The sequence below is a fragment of the Streptacidiphilus sp. ASG 303 genome (assembly GCF_020991365.1).
Taxonomy (GTDB): domain Bacteria; phylum Actinomycetota; class Actinomycetes; order Streptomycetales; family Streptomycetaceae; genus Peterkaempfera.
The window spans coordinates 37,886-57,882 of record NZ_JAJLRA010000023.1; the positions used below are offsets into that span (position 1 = coordinate 37,886).

Consider the following 19,997-nt stretch of genomic DNA (forward strand, 5'->3'; position numbering starts at 1 on the left):
TAGCTTGCCCTGCCACCGCCGGTCGGAGGGCGGTGCAACGGGTGAGGGGAGGGTGGTACGGTGCGCGACTTCGGCGTTCCGCCACTGGTGGAGGCTCCGCGGTCCGGAGGGCTGGCCGACACGGTCTACGACGTGGCGGTGCGGGACCCGGACATGGTCCAGCTGGCGCGGCGCGCCCCGGGCGCCTCCACCTGGACGGAGGTGACCGCGGGCGCCTTCCGCGACGAGGTGATGGCCCTGGCCAAGGGCCTGCTCGCGAGCGGCGTCCGCTTCGGCGACCGGGTGGGCATCATGGCCCGCACCCGCTACGAGTGGACCCTGTTCAGCTACGCCCTGTGGTCCATGGGCGCCCAGGTGGTGCCGATCTACCCGACCTCCTCCTCCGAGCAGGTCAGCTGGATCCTCGCCGACTCCCAGGCGGTGGCGTGCGTCGTGGAGAACGAGGACGACGCCATGACCGTCGGCACCGCCTGCGCCGGCCTGCCGACCCTGCAGCGCATCTGGCAGTTCGACGGCGGCTGCGTCCGCCAGCTCTCCCGCCTGGGACGCCAGGTGCCGGACGAGACCGTGCACAGCCACCGCGCCGCGGTCGAGCCGCACTCGCCCGCGGCCATCACCTACACCTCGGGCACCACCGGCCGGCCCAAGGGGTGCGTGATCACCCATGCCAACTTCGCCGTGGAGTGCGACACCCTCCGCGCCGGCTGGGGCGACCTGATCGCCGAACCCGGGGAGCAGCCCGCCCTCCTGGCGTTCCTGCCGCTGGCGCACGTGTACGGGCTGATGGTCCAGGTGTACTGCATGCGCGCCGGCGTCCGGCTCGGCCACCAGGCGGAGACGGCGGCGGCCGAACTGCTCCCGGCCCTGGCCTCCTTCCGGCCCACCTTCCTCTTCGCGGTCCCCTACGTCTTCGAGAGGATCGTCTCCCGGGCGCGGCTGGTGGCGGCCGAGGCCGGGCGGGACGGGCTCTTCGACAAGGCCATGGACGTCGCGGTGCGCTACGCCGAGGCGCGGCAGGCGCTCGCCACGGGGGAGGGGCCCGGCCCCGGCCCCGCGCTGCGCTTCCGGCACCGGGTCTACGACCGCCTCGTCTACAGCCGGCTGCGCGCGGTCCTCGGCGGCCGGGTGCGCCACGCCGTGTCCGGCGGCTCGCCGCTCAGCCGCCGGCTGGCCCTCGCCCTCGCCGGCGCCGGGATCACCGTCTACGACGGCTACGGGCTCACCGAGACCACGGGCGCGGTCACCGGCCAGCCGCGGGACAGGCACAAGTTCGGCACGGTCGGCAGGCCGCTGCCCGGCTGCACCATCCACATCGCGCCCGACGGGGAGATCTGGGTGCGCGGCGGCGTCGTCTTCGCCGGCTACCTCAACGACCCTGAGGGCACCGCCGAGGTGCTCCGGGACGGCTGGTTCGCCACCGGCGACCTCGGCTCCCTCGACGACGAGGGATACCTGACGATCACCGGCCGCAAGAAGGACGTGATCATCACCAGCAGCGGCAAGTCCGTCGCCCCGGCCGTGCTGGAGGAGCGGGTGCGCTCCCACCCGCTGATCTCGCAGTGCCTGGTGGTGGGGGACAACCGCCCCTACGTGGGGGCGCTGATCACCCTGGACCCGGACGCCCTGCTCCACTGGCAGCGGGTGCACCAGAAGCAGCCGGCGGCGAACTGGGGTGCGGTCGCCGACCAGGACCTGCAGGAGGAGATCCAGCGGGTGGTCGTGACGGCCAACACCGCGGTGTCCCGCTCCGAGTCGATCCGGGCCTTCCGCATCCTGCCGTTCGAGTTCAGCATCGGGCAGGGGCTGCTGACGCCGTCGCTCAAGCTGCGGCGGCGGGCGATCGTCAAGGCGTTCGCGGCGGACATCGAGGAGCTCTACACCTCCTGAGACCGCCGCCCCGCCCGTGCGGGCCGCCGCTCCCGGCCCGGCCCGCCCGGCCCCACCCGGCTCACTCGGTCTGGGGCACCGCCGTCGTCCAGCTCCAGCCGTCGTCGTCCTCGGGGCCGGTCGGCGGGGTCTCCGGACCGGTCGCGCCGGGTCCGGCGAGCGTCTCGGTGGGTGCCTCGGTGGGTGCCTCAATGAGTGCCATGCAGGGATCCATGCCCGGGCGGCGCCGGGGAACGCCCGCCGGCGGCCCAGGTGCGTCCGAACGGGTGTCCGTACCGGCCGGTAGGGCGGCCGGAACTTCCCGTACCCGGTCGTATTGTCAACCGCCGCCGACTGTGTCAGGCTCCGGATGCGGGCGGGGGTCCCCCCGTCTCCCGCCCGCACCAGAGCCGGAGCGCCGTCAGCGGCTCGCGCCCGCGATGCACGCCATCGCCGCCGCGGGCCGGTCGGCGCTCCCGTGCGTTCCGGCCATCCCGCCGTGCCGCTCACTGGGCCCGGGGCCCCGCCCGCGAACCCCGCGCCCTCGCGGTCCCCGCACACCGCGGACCCCGTCCGCCCGGGCTGCCGTCAGCCCCCGGGAGAGCCGTCAGCCCCCGGGAAAGCCGGCAGGGCGCGGCCCCCGCCGTGGAGCGGGTCCGCGCCCTGCCGCGCCGGGCCGGTCAGCCCTGCTGGGTGGCCCAGAACTCGTCCCACGAGATCAGGCCGTCGCCGTCGGTGTCGGCCGCCTTGATCACGCTCTTGGCGACCTCCTCCGTCACGTAGGGGTCGCCGAGCGCCGCCATGGTGCTCTTGTACTCGGCAGCCGAGATCTGGCCGTCGCCGTTGGCGTCGTACCGCTCGAACGCCGCCCTGGCCGCCTCGATGTCCGCCATGTGGGTGCCCCTCCTCATTCGGGTGTCTTTGGCAGCGGGCACGGTAGCAGCACGGCAGGTCGGGCCAGTAGCGGGTGTCCGTGCCGCGCCGCCCGCGGGCGCGCGGACGGCCGGACCGGGAGGCGGACGGGAGGGCCGCGGACCCGGCCCCTGCCCGGCCCGCGCCCGGTCCCCGGTACGGTGGACCGGGGCCGCGGCCGGACGCACGCGTCCGGCCCGCTCCGACGGGGGTGCAGGGAAGCGAGAAGGAGGCGCCGCGGGCGCTGGAGGTGCGGGAGCCGTGATCGAGGGCACGCAGCCGGACGCCGGACCGGTGTCCACGGGGCCGCCGGCCGGGGGGCGGGCCGCCGCCGTGCAGGTCGACGCGGCGCCGGAGCGGACGGGGTTCGCCCATCCCGCGCTGTTCTACCGGGACCAGGAGGACTTCCTGGCGGGCGTCGGCGGTTTCGTCCGCGAGGGGCTGGAGGCCGGTGAGCCGGTGCTGGTCGCCGTCCCCGGGCCGCGCCTGGGTCCGCTGCGCGAGCGGCTGGGCGACTGCGCGGCCGGGGTCTCCTTCGCGGACATGGCCGAGCTGGGCCGCAACCCGGGCCGCATCCTGGCGGCGCTGCGCGAGTTCGCCGACGCCGGCGGCGCGGGCCGCACCCGGATGGTCGGCGAGCCGATCTGGGCGTCCCGCTCCCCGGCCGAGGTGCGCGAGGCCACCCGCCACGAGGCGCTCATCAACCTGGCCTTCCGGGACCGCCCGGTCAGCGTCCTGTGCCCGTACGACACGGACGGGCTGGAGCCGTACGTCATCGAGGACGCCCTGCGCACGCACCCGGAGGTCATCCGCGACGGGCTCCCGGCCCCCTCGGCGGAGTTCGCCGACCCGGCCGAGGTCTGCGCCGACTGCGACACCGTGCTGGCCGAGCCGGCCGCCGCCGAGGAGCTGTCCTACGCGTCCGGGGGCCTCGCCGAGGTCCGCCGCTGGCTCGACGAGCGACTGGCGGCGACCGGACTGGACCGGCAGCGGCGCGGCGACCTCGTCCTCGCCGTCGGTGAGGCCGCGGGCAACTCGGTCGTGCACGGCGGCGGCCGCGGCGTCCTGCGGGTGTGGCCGCAGGCGGGCTCCGTGGTGGCGGAGGTCCGCGACGCGGGCCGGCTGGCCGACCTGCTGGCCGGCCGGCGCCGGCCGGGGGTGGCGACGGCGGACGGCGGCCGCGGCCTGTGGATGATCCACCAGCTGTGCGACCTGGTCGAGGTGCGGTCCGACGACCGCGGCCTGACGCTCCGCCTCCACGTGGACGTGGGTCCCGGCGCGCCCTGACGCGCTGTCCGGGATGCAGCCGCGCCGTCCGGGACGCCGGTTCCGACCACCCCGTCCGGGGGAAGACCGTTGACTTGGGGCAAGGATTTCGGTCGGACGTGGCATCATCTCGGGAGGGTGCCGCGGAGACCCCCGCGGACCGTGCGAAGGCCCGTCCCGGAGCGGCCGGGCCCGGCGGGGCACAGTGAGGGCGGAGATGGACGATGCTTCCGGAACGGCCGTGCGGGAGCTCCGCGGCATGCCCGTCCCGCACGCCGGCGGCAGCCCGGCCGGGACGGGGGCGCGGTGCTGCCCTCCGGACGCCGGCCCCGCCCTCGTGGACGTGGTGACGGCACCCGGCAGGGACGGCAGTGCCGAGGCCGCCGCCCGCGGCACGTCCGGCCCCGCCGGGCCGCCGGCCGCCGCCGCGGAGGCCGCGGCGGGTCGCCGGGGGAGGGGTCTCGCCGCGGCGGCCGCCGGCCCGCTCGCCGGTCCGGTGGGCACCCGCGGACGCGTGCGGTGCGTGCAGCGGTGGCAGGACCGCTGACCGGCCGGGTCCCGGTCCCCGGGCCGCGGCCGGCCGGGGGAGGCCCGGCCGGGGAGTCCGCGGCCGACGGGCCGACGCCGGGCGAGCACCCTCCCGACGGCCGGACACCCGCCGCGCGGACACCCGACGGGCAGCCGGACGCGCGGACCCCGGACACCGGGCGGCCGGACACGCGGACCCCGGACACGCGGACCCCGGGCCCGCGGACCCCGGACGCGGCAGCGCCGGAGGCGGACGCGCCGCACCCCGGCGTGGACCTGCTCGCCCGGACCGTCGACCGCCTCCGCGCCGAGTCGGGCGCCGCGGCGCTGGTCGAACTGGCCAAGGGGGTTCTCGTCGAGCGCCTGCGGTGCAGCCCGGCCGAGGCCGCCCGCCACCTGCGCCGGCTCGCGGCCGACGCACGGCTGCCGCTGCCGGAGCTGGCCGCCGACGTCGTCGGCCGGGCCGCCGGCGACGCCGTCGCCCGGGCCTCCGCGCAGGACCGTGCCGCCGCGCGCGCCGCCGACCCGGCCGCGGACGGCGCCGCCGGGACGACCCCCGTACCGGGGCCGGCCGACTCGCCCGCGGTGCGGCTGCGGGCCGCCGAGTGCGCCGCCCTGGCCGCCGGCGACGCCGGTGCCGCCGCCCGCGCCCTGCTGGAGCAGGTCGCGGCGCCGCTCGGCGCCACCGCCGTCGCCGTGTGGGCCGCCTCGCCGGACGGGACCCTCGCGCTCGCCGGACAGGCCGGGTTCGGCGCGGCCGAGGCGGCCCGCTGGCGCCACGTCCCGCCCGGCGTGGGCACCCTCGCCCAGCGGGCCCTCGCCGAGCGCCGCACCCTGTGGGTCCCGGAGCTGCGCGTCCGCGCCGCCGACCCCGGCGCCGCCACCGTCGGCCGCACCGCCGCGGCCACCTCCGGCGCCCGCGCGGTCCTGCCCGCAGGCCCCGGCGGCGGCCCGCTGGGCGTGCTGGAGGTCGCCTGGCCCGACGCGCGCCCCCCGCTCCACCCCGGCCTGCAGCGCCAGCTGGAGGCCCTGGCGGACATCTGCGGGCACACCCTGGACGCCGTCGGGGACCAGGACGGGCCCGCCGCCGGGCCCGACCGCCGCCAGGACCTGCTCGACGGCCTGCTGGACCCGGCGGTCCTGCTCCGCCCGGTCCGCCGGGCCGACGGCCGGGTCGCCGACTTCCGCATCGAGGCGCTCAACGAGCACTACCGGGACCCGGCGGGCCGCCCCCCGGGCAGCCTCGTCGGCCGCGGCCTGCTGGAGGCGTACCCGCTGGCCGCCGCCGAGGGCGGGATCTTCCACCGGGCGGTCCGCACCCTCGCCACCGGGGAGCCGCACCGCGTCGACGGCGTCCGGTTCCGCGTGCGCACGCCGGACGGCTCGGACACCGTGGAGTCCGCCATCGGGATGAGCCGCCTCGACGACGCCGTCCTGCTCACCTGGCGCACCCCCACCGAGGAGGCCCGGCTCGCCCACCTGCTCCAGCACGCGCAGCGGCTCGGCCGGATCGGCGGCTTCGAGGAGGACCTCACCGCCGGCACGGTGACCTGGAACAGCCAGCTCCGCTCCCTGTACGGACTGGCGCCCGACGACCCCCCGGTGCCCCTGGCCCGGCTCGCCGCCCACGCCCACCCCGACGACGCCCTCGCCGTCGGCCGCTTCCTGCGCACCGTGCTGCACCGCGGCGCGGAGGGCTCCGCCACCTTCCGGCTGGTCCGCGCCGACGGCCCGGTGCGGCACGTGCGGGTGGTCGCCGAGCCGGTCCGGGGCGACGACGGCCGCCCCACCGCCGTCCGCGGCGCCTACCAGGACGTCTCCACCCAGCACTGGACGGAGGTGGCCCTCGCCGCCACCCGCGACCGGCTCGCCGACTCCGAGCAGCGCTCCGCCGACCGCCACCGCCTCGCCCTCGACCTGCAGCAGGCGATCATGCCGCCCACCGCGCCGCCGGTCGACGCGGCCCGCCTGCTGGCCGCCGCCCGCTACCGGCCCGCCGAGAAGGGCCACCGGGTCGGCGGCGACTGGTACGACGCCGCGGTGCTGCCCGACGGGCGGGTGATGCTCGCCGTCGGCGACGTGGCCGGCCACGGCATCGCCGCCGCCACCGGCATGGTGGTGCTCCGCAACGCCCTGCGCGGACTCGCCGCCACCGGCGCCGGGCCCGGCCGGCTGCTCGGCTGGCTCAACACGGTCGCCCACCACCTCACCGAGCACGTCACCGCGACCGCCGTCTGCGGCCTCTACGACCCGGCGACCCGCACCCTGCGCTGGGCGCGCGCCGGCCACCTGCCGCCGGTGCTGGTCCGGGGCGGTACGGCCGAGGCGCTGCCGCTGCCCGGCGGCGTCCTGCTCGGCGGGCTCTCGGACGCGTCGTACGAGGAGAGCAGCCTGGTGCTGGAACGCGGCGACACCCTGCTGATCTACACCGACGGCCTCATCGAGCGGCGGGACTGCTCGGTGCAGGAGTCGATCGCCCGGCTGCTGCGGACCGCGGGCGACGCCGACGACGACCTGGAGCGGTACCTCGACCGGCTGCTGACCCACAGCAACGCCGACACCGACGACGACACCTGCCTGATCGGGGTGCGCCCGCATTGACGGGGCTCCCGGCCCCGCCGGGGAGGCCCGCGCGGGTCAGCGGGCCGCCAGACCGTTCAGGAGCAGCGCCCAGACGGCCTCCAGGTCGGCGTCCGTCCGCGGGTCCGTCCACTCCGCCGCGTGGCAGGGGTCGTGGAAGCGGGCGGTGGCCTGGAAGACCGCCCGCGCCGCGGCGCGGACGTCGCAGGCGGCGAACACGCCCTGCGCGACGCCGTCCGCGACGATCGCCGCGAGCTGTCCGACCAGGGTCTCCAGGTGCCGTTCGACCACCGTGCTCGCGGTCTGCCCGATCAGTGCCGTGTAGGTGGCGAACAGCTCCGGGTCGTCCAGCGCCTTGCGCCGCTTGGCGGTGAAGAGCGCCAGCAGCCAGCGGTGCAGCCGGTCGGCGGCCGGGCCGTCCTCGGCGGTGATGCCCGCCAGCTCCCGGTGCGCCCGGTCCAGCCACCGCTCGGTGACGGCCTCGCGCAGCGCCGCCTTGCTGGCGAAGTGACGGTAGACGCTGCCGTGGCTGACCCCGAGCGCCCGCGCGACGTCGACGACGGTGGCCTTGGCGGGGCCGTACCGGCGCAGGACGTCCTCGGTCGCCCGCAGGATCTGCTCGGGGGTCAGTGCGCTCTCCGTCACGGGGCGGGTCGTCCTCAGTGCTCGCGGTCGCGGGGGGCGGCGGTCCCGCCGGACTCGCTGTCCAGCATCGCCATCTGGTCCGCAGCGTACCGGTCGCCCGCGGCGGACCCGGCGGGCACCGCCTCCTCGATGCGGGCGAGGTCCTCGGCGGTCAGCCGCAGGTCCAGCGCGCCCAGCGCCTCCGCCAGCCGGTCCCGGCGGCGGGCGCCGACCAGCGGCACGACGTCCTCGCCGCGGGAGAGCACCCACGCGACCGCGGCCTGCGCCACGGTGGCCCCGCGCCCCTCGGCGACCGTGCGCAGCGCCTCGACCAGCGCCAGGTTGTGGGCGAGGTTGTCGCCCGCGAAGCGGGGGCTGTGGGAGCGGAAGTCGCCGGGGGCGGCCTCCCGGTCCTTGCTCCAGCGGCCGCTCAGCAGGCCCCGGGAGAGCACCCCGTACGCGGTGATCCCGACGCCCAGCTCCCGGGCCGCGGGCAGGATCTCCGCCTCGATGCCGCGGGAGAGCAGCGAGTACTCGATCTGCAGGTCGGCGACCGGGTGCACGGCGTGGGCGCGGCGCAGGGTCTCGGCGCCCACCTCGGAGAGGCCGACGTGGCGGACGTACCCGGCCTGGACCAGCTCGGCGATCGCGCCGACGGTCTCCTCGACCGGGACGGCCGGGTCGAGCCGGGCCGGGCGGTACACGTCGACGTGGTCGGTGCCCAGGCGCTGCAGGGTGTAGGCGAGGGCGGTCTTCACGGCGGCGGGGCGGCAGTCCACGCCCAGCCAGCCGCCGTCCGGGCCGCGCTGAGCGCCGAACTTCACGCTCAGCACGACCCGGTCGCGGTCGCGGCCGCGCAGCGCCTCGCGGATGAGCATCTCGTTGTGGCCCATGCCGTAGAAGTCGCCGGTGTCGAGCAGGGTGACCCCGGCGTCGAGGGCGGCGTGGACGGTGGCGATCGACTCGGTCTCGTCGGCGGGCCCGTAGAGCGCGGACATGCCCATGCAGCCGAGTCCGAGGGCGGAGACGGCGGGTCCGGCGGTGCCGAGGGTGCGGGTGGTCATCACGGGGGTACTCCCTGGGGTCGGTGGTGGGACCAGCATGGCATCACGAATGACAGATTTCAACATCTGTCATTCATGCATGCGTCCGGCGCCGTCCCCGCCCCCCCGGCGCCCCCTCCGCCGCCGCCCCGGTGCTCGCGGCAGCCGGGGCACCCGTGCCGGTCCTCCGGCCGGTGCGGCGGCGGGGCCCCCACGGGCGTACGGTGGCCCCGTGAGCAACCTCGATGTCCGGCCCGTGCCCACCGTCTGCGGCGGCCGCCGGTCCGTCCCCGGCGGCCCGGTGCGCGACGTGCTGCCCGGCCGCACCGTCCTGCTGGGCGAGTCCACGCAGGTCCGCAGGGTCCTGCCCACCCTCGGCCGCCGCATGGTCGGCGCCTGGTGCTTCGTCGACCACTACGGGCCCGACGACATCACCGCCGAGCCCGGCATGCAGGTGCCGCCGCACCCCCACATCGGGCTGCAGACCGTCAGCTGGCTGCTCGACGGCGAGATCCTGCACCGCGACAGCACCGGGAGCGTGCAGACGATCCGCCCCGGCGAGCTGGGCCTGATGACCGCCGGCCGGGCCATCGCCCACTCCGAGCAGTCGCCCGCCCCCCACCCCGCGCTGCTGCACGGCGCCCAGCTCTGGGTCGCCCTGCCCGAGGAGCACCGCCGCACCGACCCCGGATTCGAGCACCACGCCGACCTGCCCGTCGTCACCGCCCCCGGACTGCGGGCCACGGTCGCCATGGGCGAACTCGACGGCGCCGCCTCCCCCGGCACCGCCTTCTCGCCCCTGGTCGGCGCCGAGGTCGTGCTCGCCGCCGGCGCCGAGGCCGCGCTGCCGCTGGAGCGCGACTTCGAGTACGCGGTGCTCACCCTCTCCGGCGCCCCCGAGGCCGACGGCGTCCGACTCGACCCGGGCGCCCTGCTCTACCTCGGCTCCGGCCGCGACGCCCTGCGCCTGCGCGGCGACTCCGACGCCCGGCTCCTCCTCCTCGGCGGCGAGCCCTTCGACGAGGAGATCGTCATGTGGTGGAACTTCATCGCCAGGGACAGCGAGGAGATCGTACAGGCCAGGCAGGAGTGGGAGGAGGGCGTCCGCTTCGGCCAGGTCCACGGCTACGACGGCCTCCGGCTCCCGGCCCCGAACCTCCCTCCGGGCCCTCTCAAGCCGCGTGGACGGGCGCGCTGAGCTGTGGTTTTCAAGGCTCCGTATCTCGACGGCTGGGCGCCCGAGTGTGTCACCGCGTCTTGTCGACTCTGTCGGTCGCTTGGTTGGCAGAGTCGCCGTACGACTGTCTAAGGCGTCGGCTGTCAGTCGTGTCTACGGCAGCTTATGACAAGGCGTGCCAAGGCTAATGCTGACTCAATGCTGACTTTTATGATTGGCTGTCAGGTTGCGTCGAAGGGTGAGGGCCATCCAGTTCTGGTGTCTGTCTAGTGTCTTGTGAAGGTCCGAACGGCCAGTCTCTTCGGAGGCGGACTCGGCCGACGGTGATAGGTCTCTGAGCCGGCGAATCACTCGCTGTTCCATTGGCGCGCGGCTGACAGCGCCTGTACGAAACTGACAAGTTGGTTCGAGATCGCCGATGTCGTCTGTGAGCACTCCGACGCATCTTCGTGGCATGCAGTCGATTGCCATTCCGGGAACACCCCCCGCATCGGCGGGGAGGACGAGCGCACCACACTCACGATGTCCCCGCCGTCCGGAACACCCCCGCATCGGCGGGGAGGACACCCATCAGGAGGACCCCATGTCCATGTCCCACGGAACACCCCCGCATCGGCGGGGAGGACGGGCAGCGTTTTGCTGCATCATGTGAAACGTCCGGAACACCCCCGCATCGGCGGGGAGGACGGGGTGCCGCCGGCCGCGTCGTTGACGTCGACCGGAACACCCCCGCATCGGCGGGGAGGACGGGGTGCCGCCGGCCGCGTCGTTGACGTCGACCGGAACACCCCCGCATCGGCGGGGAGGACAGCCATCCCCGGCCGGAGCACCGTAGGGGTCACGTAACACCCCCGCATCGGCGGGGAGGACGGGCAGCGTTTTGCTGCATCATGTGAAACGTCCGGAACACCCCCGCATCGGCGGGGAGGACATGGGCGGCGACACCTCCATGCGCGACAACGTCGGAACACCCCCGCATCGGCGGGGAGGACACCATGTCGTTCAGCCTGCAGAACATCCACGACGGAACACTCCCGCATCGGCGGGGAGGACCAGCAGGTGAGGGCCGGCAGGATCTTCCGGTTCGGAACACCCCCGCATCGGCGGGGAGGACTATGGGGCGGCAAGGTCGAGCCGTGGCAGCCGCGGAACACCCCCGCATCAGCGGGGAGGACGGCTCTAGGGGGTTGGACTGGCCCCGGTCGGGCGGAACACCCCCGCATCGGCGGGGAGGACGTCCGCCAGCTCCTGACCGAGGCCGGCGTCACCGGAACACCCCCGCATCGGCGGGGAGGACCTGAACATCCAGGACTACGACGTCGAGGGCGCCGGAACACCCCCGCATCGGCAGGGAGGACTGGGGCGGGATCCGCGACAAGGCGACCCAGATCGGAACACCCCCGCATCGGCGGGGAGGACGGTAACGCCCTGGTCCCGGACGCCGTCTCCTCCGGAACACCCCCGCATCGGCGGGGAGGACCCGCTCTTCGGTCGCACCGCCGAGGGGCTGGACGGAACACCCCCGCATCGGCGGGGAGGACGGCCGCCGGGCGTCGGAGACGATCGCAAGCGACGGAACACCCACGCATCGGCGGGGAGGACCCGGCTCCATGATCCCGGTCATGGCTCTCCGCCGAAACACCCCCGCATCGGCGGGGAGGACATCTGCCCGTCGCTACCGAGCGGGATCGAGTACGGAACACCCCCGCATCGGCGGGGAGGACTCGCTGGTCACCGGCGACCCGACCGTCTTCACCGGAACACCCCCGCATCGGCGGGGAGGACCCCCGCGACCGCCCCGAGACCCCCGAGGTGCGCGGAACACCCCCGCATCGGCGGGGAGGACTCCGGCACCGTCGCGGCGACGTTCTCGTTCCAGGGAACACCCCCGCATCGGCGGGGAGGACTCGTCCTCCCACATGGGGGGAAGGGGGAGACGGGAACACCCCCGCATCGGCGGGGAGGACGGCTTCGCCGAGGAGGACTTCCGCACCGTCAGCGGAACACCCCCGCATCGGCGGGGAGGACATCGCCCACTACCTGACCATGACGCCGCGGGACGGAACACCCCCGCATCGGCGGGGAGGACGGGACCTGCGGGCCTGCCGCCTTGCTAGCTGGCGGAACACCCCCGCATCGGCGGGGAGGACGCAGCGAGCTGGTCCCGCTCGGCCTCGGCCTGCGGAACACCCCCGCATCGGCGGGGAGGACCGGGCCCGGGCCAGGATCGCGGGGCGCTGGGCCGGAACACCCCCGCATCGGCGGGGAGGACGACGAGCACCACCTGCAGGCCGGAGACCTCGTCGGAACACCCCCGCATCGGCGGGGAGGACTGCGTGGTCGCGCGGCCGTCCTGGGCCCCGGGCGGAACACCCCCGCATCGGCGGGGAGGACATTCCCGACGACACCGGCGCCGGCCCGTACGTCGGAACACCCCCGCATCGGCGGGGAGGACGCCATGGCCTCGGCCCGCACCCGGCCGAGCACCGGAACACCCCCGCATCGGCGGGGAGGACGTCACCCGGATCGCGAACTGCACCACGTCCAGCGGAACACCCCCGCATCGGCGGGGAGGACGCCCACGAATCTCTTGGAAGGAACCTCGTGGACGGAACACCCCCGCATCGGCGGGGAGGACAACCTGTGGCACCCCCACATCCACGCAATCGTCGGAACACCCCCGCATCGGCGGGGAGGACCTCCGCAACGGCGGGCGCATGGTGGTGCTCGACGGAACACCCCCGCATCGGCGGGGATGACCGCGGCCAAGGTGGCCCAGGTGTCCTCGCACGTCGGAACACCCCCGCATCGGCGGGGAGGACGCTTCCCAGCCCCCATCACCGCCGGATGTCCGCCGGAACACCCCCGCATCGGCGGGGAGGACCGCGTCTACCGCACCCCGGCCGGACCGAACACCGGAACACCCCCGCATCGGCGGGGAGGACGCGAGCTGGGCGCGGCGCGCGGCCAGGTCGGCCGGAACACCCCCGCATCGGCGGGGAGGACGCGCGCTCGGAAGTGGAGTCCCTGCGGGCGGACGGAACACCCCCGCATCGGCGGGGAGGACTCAGGCTCATCCGGATGACCAGAATGTGACCACGGAACACCCCCGCATCGGCGGGGAGGACCAGACCGGCTCGGCCTGGATCGAGGCCAAGAACGGAACACCCCCGCATCGGCGGGGAGGACCCCGTGGCCCTGCTCAACGGCCTGGTCGACGCCGGAACACCCCCGCATCGGCGGGGAGGACGTCGTCAGTGTCGGCGGCCTCCATGCGGCGGCCGGAACACCCCCGCATCGGCGGGGAGGACAACCAGCTGCGCTGGTTGCCGGTGGTGGCGAACGGAACACCCCCGCATCGGCGGGGAGGACGGCGCCAGCCCCTTCAACGACTCGGCGTACTTCGGAACACCCCCGCATCGGCGGGGAGGACGGTCACCTCTCCACGGCCACCCTGCCCGTGTACGGAACACCCCCGCATCGGCGGGGAGGACTCCAACCTCACCGCGGCGAGCGCCCTCGGCGACGGAACACCCCCGCATCGGCGGGGAGGACCACTGGCGGGCGGCGGTCCAGGCGCTGTGGGTCGGAACACCCCCGCATCGGCGGGGAGGACCGCCCGGCCGACGCGCCGGGAGAGCTGGGGCTCGGAACACCCCCGCATCGGCGGGGAGGACTACCAGCGCAGGTTGGTCGCCCACCGACCGGCCGGAACACCCCCGCATCGGCGGGGAGGACGGACCCTGCGGCCCCCTGCGGCCCTGTGCGGCCGGAACACCCCCGCATCGGCGGGGAGGACGCGAAGACCAGGTCGTACTCCGCCGACATGATCGGAACACCCCCGCATCGGCGGGGAGGACGCGAAGACCAGGTCGTACTCCGCCGACATGATCGGAACACCCCCGCATCGGCGGGGAGGACATCAAGGAGATTCTCTCGCGGGCCGGCTTCGACGGAACACCCCCGCATCGGCGGGGAGGACATCACTGCACCGCGAGACCGGCCAGGCATCAACGGAACACCCCCGCATCGGCGGGGAGGACTGTTCGGCGGCCGGGCGAACCACGTGCGGGTCCGGAACACCCCCGCATCGGCGGGGAGGACGCCCCCTCCCCGGAAACCGCCGCAACTTGCAACGGAACACCCCCGCATCGGCGGGGAGGACATCCTCCGGATGGAGACCGAGGACCAAGTGGTTGGAACACCCCCGCATCGGCGGGGAGGACCAGGGCCTCGACGCCGGACAGGTCGAACTCGGCGGAACACCCCCGCATCGGCGGGGAGGACATGCTCGTCGGGGCCCTGCTCGTCCTGCTCGTCGGAACACCCCCGCATCGGCGGGGAGGACCATGCGGGTCGCACCTTCCTAGGGGCTTGCGACGGAACACCCCCGCATCGGCGGGGAGGACAAGCTGCGCGACGCCACCGAGGCCGCCGTGGTCGGAACACCCCCGCATCGGCGGGGAGGACCGCTCCACCCGACACGAGGAGATCCCTGATGCCGGAACACCCCCGCATCGGCGGGGAGGACGCCCCGAGGAAGCCGGCCGGGTCGTAGATGGGCGGAACACCCCCGCATCGGCGGGGAGGACGAGGCGTACTTCGACCGCCGCTACACCGGCACCGGAACACCCCCGCATCGGCGGGGAGGACCGGACCCGCAGCACGGACTGCTCGATGGTCCGCGGAACACCCCCGCATCGGCGGGGAGGACTGGCGAGTAATCGGAAGTATGCGGATCGTCCGCTGGAACACCCCCGCATCGGCGGGGAGGACTACCTGACCGGATGGGTCCGGTCCATGGTCGGCGGAACACCCCCGCATCGGCGGGGAGGACATCACCGCACCGACCAGCAGCGTGCTCATGGGCGGAACACCCCCGCATCGGCGGGGAGGACCCACGCCCACCCGCCGTCGGGGTCGGGGACGACGGAACACCCCCGCATCGGCGGGGAGGACAACTGGACGTCGGCGACACGCACCGTGAGCAGCGGAACACCCCCGCATCGGCGGGGAGGACATGGTCACCTGCCTCCGCGAACTCGACGACGCCGGAACACCCCCGCATCGGCGGGGAGGACCCGCGGATCCCCGCGATCTCCTCGCGCTTCGTCGGAACACCCCCGCATCGGCGGGGAGGACGCGGTGGAGTGGATGCGCCGCGGCGGCACGGTCGGAACACCCCCGCATCGGCGGGGAGGACCAGTCTCCGCACCGCCGCTGGGCGACGGGGTCCGGAACACCCCCGCATCGGCGGGGAGGACGCCTGCGTCCTGGCCTTGCGGACGGTGATGAGCGGAACACCCCCGCATCGGCGGGGAGGACGGGGAGACCCGCAGCCGCCGCAGCAGACCGTCCGGAACACCCCCGCATCGGCGGGGAGGACTCCGCCGCGTCCTGCACGGCCCGTTCCTGCTCCGGAACACCCCCGCATCGGCGGGGAGGACGGGTACCAGTACGACCGCGGCGCGAGGAAGTTCGGAACACCCCCGCATCGGCGGGGAGGACTCGGTCGGGCCCGGGCGCCGGCCGGTGCCCGTCGGAACACCCCCGCATCGGCGGGGAGGACAGCCCCTTCCAGTGGCGCCAGCGGGCGTCCAGCGGAACACCCCCGCATCGGCGGGGAGGACTCGGCCGCAGGAACGGCCGGCCCGGGCCTCGCAGGTGGTCGGAACACCCCCGCATCGGCGGGGAGGACACCGGCTCGTAGGTCGAGGCGAAGATGTCCGGCGGAACACCCCCGCATCGGCGGGGAGGACTAGCGCAGGGCGTCCAGGGAGTGGTCCTCGGCCGGAACACCCCCGCATCGGCGGGGAGGACCGGGGCGAGTTCTCGCAGTCGAGGACGAGGACCGGAACACCCCCGCATCGGCGGGGAGGACGTCTTCGACGGGGCGGAAGCCGAGGCCGAACTCGGAACACCCCCGCATCGGCGGGGAGGACGGGGAGGGCTTCGCGCTCGGCTTCGCGCTCGGCGGAACACCCCCGCATCGGCGGGGAGGACCCGGGGGGGTGAAGGAGAACACGGGGGGCCTACGGAACACCCCCGCATCGGCGGGGAGGACAACCACTGCTCGACCTTGCGCTTCCACACGTCCGGAACACCCCCGCATCGGCGGGGAGGACCGTGCACGCGGGGGCGGCTCCGGAGGGGTCAGCGGAACACCCCCGCATCGGCGGGGAGGACGGCCGGCCCGCATCGCCGCCACCGGCGGATCCCGGAACACCCCCGCATCGGCGGGGAGGACAACCTCACTCCGCAGATTGCGGCGATCGACGGCGGAACACCCCCGCATCGGCGGGGAGGACAGCTCCTTCAAGCGGGCGTGTCGGGACAGCGACGGAACACCCCCGCATCGGCGGGGAGGACGAGTGGCTGGCGAGTTCGGACCTGACGACCGTCGGAACACCCCCGCATCGGCGGGGAGGACGGTCAGCTGACGCGGCTCAGTGCGCGCGCTGCCGGAACACCCCCGCATCGGCGGGGAGGACACGATCACGGTCTACGACCGGGGCGTGGGCGTCGGAACACCCCCGCATCGGCGGGGAGGACGCGCGCGACAGCGCGCCCAGTCCGCAACGGTCCGGAACACCCCCGCATCGGCGGGGAGGACGCGAGCCGGGCGGCGATGCGCTCGTTCCAGCACGGAACACCCCCGCATCGGCGGGGAGGACCGCAGGCGGGTCTCCTCGCGCACCAGACGGGCCGGAACACCCCCGCATCGGCGGGGAGGACAGGAGCCTGGTCCGCTACCAGACGTCGATCTCCGGAACACCCCCGCATCGGCGGGGAGGACTCGCCAGCCACCTGCCGCGGCGCCCACCTGGGCGGAACACCCCCGCATCGGCGGGGAGGACCCACCCATGTGCCTCCCGGCCGACCGTGTCCGCTTGGAACACCCCCGCATCGGCGGGGAGGACACTTCCTGACCTGCGGCTCAAGAGGGCCTTTGCTCTTTCTTGACCCAAGAGGTCGCGGGTTCCCTCACGGCTCCACCGTAGCGGTTCAGGAAAGGCGGCACCGGGCTGATGTTGTCCATGGGGGCGTTGTCGGTGGGGCGTGATTACATCTTCCGTCATGCAGCGCGTAGGGGGCTTGGGCGGTGGTTATGCGGGGCGGTAGTGACTGGAGTCCGTGGGGGAAAGCGAAGGGGCTGGATGAGCCGTATCCCTTGATCTTCCACATGTTGGACAGTGCCGCGGTCGCGCTATCGCTGTGGGATGTGTTCCTGGCTCCCAGCCAGCGCCAGGTCATTTCTGCGGGGCTGGGGCTTGCCGATGATCTTGATCGTGCTCGAGCCACGGTGTCGTTGTGGACGGGTCTGCACGACATCGGCAAGCTGTCGCCTGGCTTCCAGTCCGCGGACCCACGCGGCTGGACCGGGTTGAGCAAGGCCCTGCATGCCGACCTGGGGGTGTGGGGCGAGAAGTTGGGCCATGCGCAGGCTGGAATGCGTTGCGCGCCAGCACTGCTGGAGGGTCTCGGGTATCCGGACACCGGGGCGTGGGGGGTGCGGCTGCGAGCAGCTCAGATCGTGGGTGGCCATCATGGGCGTTTCCATGCCGCGGAGGAACACCTGCTCGACAGTCCCTGCCACCTGCAGGCATTGGGTGGAGTCAACTGGGCGGAATTGCGTCGCTCTTACACAGAAGTGCTGCACCGGCTGCTGGGCGCTCCTGCGGCTCCTGCTGAGGTGTCCACGCAGGTTGCCGTACTGGTGACGGGACTGGTGATCCTTGCTGACTGGCTGGTGAGCCAGGAGCACTACCTGCGTGCGCGCCAGAAGGCGCCGATCTCCTCGGTGGAGGAGCACTGGGAGGCGGCATCGGCGGCGTGCCTGCCGTTGCTGGAGGAAGCGGGCCTGGTGCCGGTGGATCTGGGGCGCACCGCGTTCGTGCAGGCCCATGGCATCCCGCAACCGAACGCATTACAGCGCTCGGTACTGGACGAGTTGCCGGCGGCTGTCCGCGGACCGGGGATCCTCTTGGTGACCGCAGCGACCGGTGACGGGAAGACGGAGACTGCGCTGGAGTCCGAACGCATCCTGGCTGAGTCCTGCGGCACGCGGGGCTTTGCTTTCCTGCTGCCGACCATGGCCACCAGTGATCAGATGTACGAGCGGGTCAATGCCTTCGTTCGCCGGCAGTGCACCGCTCCGCCCTCGGTGACGCTCACGCACAGTATGGCCTGGCTCAATCCCGCCTACAGCGAGGATCTCCTGCAGACAGGCCCGGCTGTGCTGACCGGGGAGATCGCCGACCAGAATGGCAGCGGATCCGGGTCGGCAGTGGCGAGCCGGTGGCTACGCGGCGGCAAGCGGCCTCTGCTGGCCCAGTTCGCTGTCGGCACGATCGATCAGGCCCTGATGGCGGTGTTGCCGGTCAAGCACAACGCACTGCGGATGCTCGCACTGTCAGGCAAGACCTTCATCGTCGACGAGGCGCACGCCTACGACCCCTACATGCAGGTGCTGCTGGGTCGGCTGCTGCACTGGCTGGGCGCCTATCGCTGCCCGGTCGTGTTGCTGTCCGCGACCCTGCCCGTGTCGGTCAGCGACCGCCTGATCAAGGAGTACCTTCGCGGCGCCGGAGCCACCAAGAGAGAGCTGCGCGACGCCTCCTTCCGCTCTCCCTACCCTGGCTGGCTCTTCGTGGACGCCGCCACCCGTACGGCTACCTGCATGTCCGGGGCCGCCCGGACCCAGCAGACCGCAGACCGCCGCACCCGCCTGGCGCTGCGCCGCGAAGCTGTTCGGCACGTTCTTCCCGCCTCTGACCGCACTGCTGACCGGCTGCCTGACCAGGCCCGCCTCCAGCGTATTGAGGACCTTCTGCAGCCCCTGATGACCGACCAGGGCGGCTGCGCTCTGGTGGTGTGCACGACCGTTGCGGACGCCCAGCAGACCTACAGTCGCTTGCGCACTCGCCTGTGCTCACGCCTTGGCCCCGGGGAGCTCGAGCTGCTCCACGCCCGCTTGCCAGGGGACGACCGCGCGGCCCGCACCACGCGAATCACCTCTGACCTGGGGCGTACCGGTAACCGTCCGGTGCGCCGGATCGTGGTGGCCACCCAGGTCGTGGAGCAGTCCCTTGACCTGGACGCAGACCTGGTCATCAGTGACCTTGCGCCGCTGGCTCTGCTGTTGCAGCGTGCTGGGCGGTGCTGGAGGCATGAGGGGTGGTGGGCGCGGCACGGACGCCCGGGAGGCCGTGACCGTCCGGCCTGGGCGCAGGAGGCCGGCCCACAGCTCGTTGTCCTGGATCCCCTGGACGAGAACGGTGCCGTGCCGCCGCACTGGGGCGAGGTCTACGACACATACCTGCTGCAGGCGACCGCCCGCGTCATCGTGGAGCGGGACGGTACGCGGCTGAACATCCCAGAGGAGGTGCAGGACCTGGTTGAGCAGGTCCACGGCGACGGACGGACCAGGGAGGGGCAGCCTCTGTACCGATGGGATGAACCGGAGCTGGCGCCTGCCCGTCTGGCCTACGAGGGCGGGAAAGCCGCGATGGAGACGGCTGGGCGTTGTGTGGCGATCCCGCGAGTGAAAGACATCGCTGGACTGGAGGCGCTGCACCGCTTCGAGGCGAAGGACGAGGAATGGGACGCGGCGACCCGCCTGGGCGCCGACTCGGTCCGAGTGCTCTGCTGCTACGTCCAGCCCGATGGTTGCACGACGCTGGATGTGTCGGGAGCACGGCCGCTGCCGCTCCCGGGCCAGGGGCGGCTGCCCACCTCCGCCGAGGTCCGCGCGGTGATGGAGCGCACCATCCCCGTACAGGCCGCCTGGATGGCCTTCCGGACCCCTGACCAGGCACCCCCGCAGGAGTGGGCCCAGCACACGATGCTGTCTGACCTTGTTCTCCTACGACATGAAATCGGGCAGGCCGGCCCAGCTGGCGTCCAGGTGGGGAATCGGACGTACCACTTGGACACCGAGCTCGGGCTGGTACGGACGTGAGCCCTGCTTGCGGTGTGCGTGCCGCGCACTGCCCCCACGT

The 19,997-nt window shown here is 74.1% G+C and carries 9 protein-coding genes and 1 CRISPR repeat array; of the genes, 5 read left to right on the top strand and 4 right to left on the bottom strand.

What is annotated here, in order from left to right:
- Window positions 1–60: 60 nt before the first annotated feature.
- Window positions 61–1,887 carry a long-chain fatty acid--CoA ligase gene (locus LO771_RS23110; RefSeq protein WP_230745875.1) on the top strand — a complete coding sequence of 609 codons (1,827 nt, stop codon included), beginning with the start codon at window positions 61–63 and terminating at the stop codon, window positions 1,885–1,887.
- 61 nt (window positions 1,888–1,948) lie between these two features.
- Here LO771_RS23110 and LO771_RS23115 read toward each other — a convergent pair whose 3' ends face one another.
- Window positions 1,949–2,089 (bottom strand): hypothetical protein, encoded by a 141-nt coding sequence (locus LO771_RS23115; RefSeq protein WP_230745885.1) that lies wholly within the window; start codon window positions 2,087–2,089, stop codon window positions 1,949–1,951.
- Between the two features lie 457 nt (window positions 2,090–2,546).
- Complete coding sequence (locus LO771_RS23120; RefSeq protein WP_230745903.1) at window positions 2,547–2,759, bottom strand: EF-hand domain-containing protein; 213 nt, start codon at window positions 2,757–2,759, stop codon at window positions 2,547–2,549.
- Between the two features lie 280 nt (window positions 2,760–3,039).
- On the opposite strand from LO771_RS23120, the gene LO771_RS23125 reads away from it, so the two are divergent.
- Entirely contained in the window at window positions 3,040–4,065 is a 1,026-nt protein-coding gene (locus LO771_RS23125) for a sensor histidine kinase (RefSeq protein WP_230745905.1), read from the top strand.
- 777 nt (window positions 4,066–4,842) lie between these two features.
- Window positions 4,843–7,173 (top strand): SpoIIE family protein phosphatase, encoded by a 2,331-nt coding sequence (locus LO771_RS23130; protein ID WP_230745907.1) that lies wholly within the window; start codon window positions 4,843–4,845, stop codon window positions 7,171–7,173.
- A 36-nt stretch (window positions 7,174–7,209) separates the two neighbouring features.
- Here the strand turns inward: LO771_RS23130 and LO771_RS23135 are convergent, their stop codons facing one another.
- Window positions 7,210–7,797 carry a TetR family transcriptional regulator gene (locus tag LO771_RS23135; protein ID WP_230745910.1) on the bottom strand — a complete coding sequence of 196 codons (588 nt, stop codon included), beginning with the start codon at window positions 7,795–7,797 and terminating at the stop codon, window positions 7,210–7,212.
- A 14-nt stretch (window positions 7,798–7,811) separates the two neighbouring features.
- Complete coding sequence (locus LO771_RS23140; RefSeq protein ID WP_230745936.1) at window positions 7,812–8,840, bottom strand: aldo/keto reductase; 1,029 nt, start codon at window positions 8,838–8,840, stop codon at window positions 7,812–7,814.
- A 211-nt stretch (window positions 8,841–9,051) separates the two neighbouring features.
- Here LO771_RS23140 and LO771_RS23145 point away from each other — a divergent pair, with 211 nt between their 5' ends.
- Together LO771_RS23145 and cas3 are read left to right on the top strand one after the other, a co-directional pair.
- Entirely contained in the window at window positions 9,052–10,017 is a 966-nt protein-coding gene (locus LO771_RS23145; RefSeq protein ID WP_230745939.1) for a pirin family protein, read from the top strand.
- Window positions 10,018–10,471: 454 nt separating this feature from the next.
- Window positions 10,472–16,916: direct repeats of the CRISPR family, unit length 29 nt; unit sequence CGGAACACCCCCGCATCGGCGGGGAGGAC.
- 188 nt (window positions 16,917–17,104) lie between these two features.
- Window positions 17,105–19,957 carry a CRISPR-associated helicase Cas3' gene (gene cas3, locus LO771_RS23150; RefSeq protein WP_255744746.1) on the top strand — a complete coding sequence of 951 codons (2,853 nt, stop codon included), beginning with the start codon at window positions 17,105–17,107 and terminating at the stop codon, window positions 19,955–19,957.
- Window positions 19,958–19,997: the final 40 nt, after the last annotated feature.